The 3,239-nt window shown below is 75.8% G+C and carries 2 protein-coding genes; both read right to left on the bottom strand.

Features of this window, described 5'->3' with window-relative positions:
- A partial coding sequence (gene lnt, locus EYA84_RS29450) for an apolipoprotein N-acyltransferase (RefSeq protein WP_236146028.1) occupies positions 1-1,584 on the bottom strand: 1,584 nt, incomplete at its 3' end.
- Positions 1,585-1,718: 134 nt separating this feature from the next.
- On the bottom strand, positions 1,719-3,239 hold a 1,521-nt coding region (locus tag EYA84_RS29455), incomplete at its 5' end, for a bifunctional NAD(P)/FAD-dependent oxidoreductase/class I SAM-dependent methyltransferase (protein WP_236146027.1).

Here is a 3,239-nt window from a genome sequence, read left to right on the forward strand (position 1 = left end):
CACCAGGGCCGCCCCGACCAACGCGGCCACGGCCAGCCCGGCCAGCACCACCTCGGGCAGCACCCCGACCCGGGTGGCGAGGGTGCGCCCCTCGGTCAGGCGCAGCTCACGCACCACGACCGCCTGGGTGTTGAACCCGGTGGCGTCGCTTACCCGCCCGTGCGGGGAGACGAACCCGGACACTCCGACCGTGGAGGCCATCAACGCGGGCCGACCGTGCTCGACGGCCCGCAACCGGACCATGGCCAGCTGCTGACGGGCCTCGGCCACGTCGAAGGTGGCGTTGTTGGTCTGCACCACCAGCAGTTGCGCCCCACCGACGACGGTGTCGCGGACCAGCCCGTCGTAGGCCACCTCGAAGCAGATCACGTCGCCGAGCACCGCCGACGGGGTCCGCACCACCCCCGGTGCGGTGCCGGCCACGAAGTCGGCCCGGACCCGGTCGACCTGGTCGCTGACCATCCGGGCGATCCGCCGCAACGGCACGTACTCGGCGAACGGCACCGGATGCCGCTTGATGTAGAGCTGCTCCAGGTCGGGGCCGCTGCCCGGCCGCCACAGCAGCCCCGCGTTGCGCACCTGGCCCTGCTCGGGGCCGGTTAGCACCGCACCGACCAGGATCGGGACGCCGATCGCGTCGGCGGCCTCGGAGATGCGGATGTTGGCCGACTGGTTGCGCAGCGGGTCGATGTCGCTGGAGTTCTCCGGCCACACCACCAGGTCCGGTCGGGCCCGGGTGCCGGCGGCCACCTCACCGGCCAGGGCGATGGTGGCGTCCACGTGGTTGTTCAGCACCGCCTGCCGTTGGGCGTTGAAGTCCAACCCGAGACGCGGCACGTTGCCCTGCACGATCGCGACGGTCACCGTGTCACCGGTGGCCGTGGTGCTCACCGGCACCAGCAGCCCCCCGCCGACCAGCAGCACCAGCGCCGCCGCGCATCCGGCGGCCGGGGTCCACCAGCGCACACCGGCGGCCCGGCGGACCCGCAGCGTCCACCACACGCCGGTCAGCAGCAGCCCACCGGCGGTGGCGACGGCGAACGTGACCAGCGGGGCACCGCCGACGGCGGCCAGCCCCAGCAGCGGCGAGCCGTCCTGACCGAAGGCCAACCGCCCCCACGGGAACCCCCCGAACGGGGTCCGGTCCCGCAGCGCCTCCTGCCCCACCCACAGCACACCGGTCAGCGCCGGCCACACCGTCGGGTACCGGTCGGCCAGCGGCGACACCCACGCGGTGGCCAGACCCAGCAGCGCCAGGTAGCCCGCCTGCAACAGCGACAGCAGCACCCACGGCAGGTAGCCGGTGTGCAGGTTCGTCCAGGACAGCAGCGGCGCGAACAGCGCCAACCCGGTGAGGAAACCCAGACCCGCGCCGGCCCGCAGTCGACGCCGGTGCGTCGCGGCGGCCAGCAGCGCCACCCCGACCGGTGCCAGCGGCCACCACCCGTACGGCGGGAACGCCAGCAGCAGCGCCAGCCCGGCGGTGACCGCCATCGCCACCGCCACCGGCAGGGGCAACGGCCGGGGTGCGCCGTCGGGCCGGCGGACGTCGGCGGGCGCGTCGGCGCGGTCCGTGGTCGTCACGGGGGCGTCAGGCGGGGTCACGCGCCGAAGGCTACCCGCCCGCCGTCCCCGGACGCCGACGCGGTCACCGGCGGTGGGCGATCCTCCCGCCCGGCCGCCGACCGCGTCGGCGTGTCCGTTTCGCGGCGGGTGTCTCAGCGGCGGCGGGCCACCAGCACCGCGTCGTGGATGACCACCTCCCGGCCGTCGTGCACCGCCGAGCGGGGCCGGCTCTGCGTCACCAGCACCTCGAAGCGCTGCGGGTCCAGGTCCGCGGCGACCTGCTCGGCGGTGAACATCATCTCCGGGTAGTGGGCGCGGTGACCACCGACGTGCGTGTCCCCCGGGTCGTGCCCGACGATCAGCAGCCGCCCGCCGGGCGCCACCGCCTCGGCCAGCCGCGCGAACATCTCCCGCCGAGGCTCCGGCGGAAGCTGCATGAACTGCGCCGACACCAGGTCGTACGCGCCCACCGGCGGCGACCAGCTCAGCAGGTCCGCGTGCGTGAACTCGATGCGGTCGGCGACCTGCGCACCGGCGGCCCGGGCGTGCGCGGCGGCCCGCTCCAGGGCGGTGGCGGAGATGTCCACACCGGTGACCTGCCAGCCCTGTTCGGCCAGCCACACCGCGTCGGCGCCCTCACCGCTGCCCACGTCCAGCGCCCGGCCCGGCGTGGTGCCCGCCACCTCGGCGACGAGCTGCGGGTTGGGTCGGCCGCTCCACATCGACGCCCTCGACCGGTACCGCTCCTCCCAGGCCGCCTCGGTGAACATCTCCTCGCGCTGCCGCCGACGCGCGGCCACCGCGCGCCGGGTGTCCTCCTCGACCAGGTCGGCGTTGATCGCCGCCCCGGCCGTCAGGCCCGCCCCGGCGGCCCGGATCACCTGCGCGGACACATCGGTGACGTTGCCGGCCACCCACACCCCCGCCACGTCGGTGGCGCCGGTCGCGTCGGCCGCGATGCGCCGACCGATCACGTGCCCGGACATCTCCACGTCCTGCGGGACCAGCCCGAGCGACTCCAGCAGCGCCGACCGGGCGGTCATCGCCGTCGCCACCACCAGCGCGTCCAGCGGCACCTCCGCACCGGAGGCCAGCGTCACACCGGTCAGCCGGTCCTCGGCCACCGTCACACCGCTCACCGCACCCGGCACCACGCCGATGCCGCGCGCGGCCAACCGCTCGGCCTGCTCGGCGTCGGGTGCCGGCCCCTCATGGGCCAGGAACACCACGTGCGGGCTCCACTGCCGCCACAACAGCGCCTGGTGCACCGCCAGGGGCCCGGTCGCCAGCACCCCGACGCGCCGGTCGCGCACCTCCCACCCGTGGCAGTACGGGCAGTGCAGCACGTCCCGGCCCCACCGCGGCGCCAACCCCGGCACCTGCGGCAGCTCGTCGACCAGGCCGGTGGTGACCAGCAGCCGCCGGGCCCGTACCCGCCGGTCGCCGTCGACGTCCACCACGAAGTCGTCCCCGTCGCGGGTCACCGCCTCGACCCGCCCGTCCACGACGTGCCCGCCGTGCCCGGTGACCTCGGCGCGACCCGTCGCCGTCAACTCCGCCGGCGGCGTACCCTCCCGCCCCAGGTAGTTGTGCACCCGGTCGGCGGGGGCGTTGCGGGGCGCTCCCGCGTCCACCACCAGAACCGAGCGGCGGGCCCGCGCCAGGGCCAGCGC

Origin of the sequence: Verrucosispora sp. SN26_14.1 (genome assembly GCF_004307965.1) — a bacterium.
In the GTDB taxonomy this organism is placed as follows: domain Bacteria; phylum Actinomycetota; class Actinomycetes; order Mycobacteriales; family Micromonosporaceae; genus Micromonospora.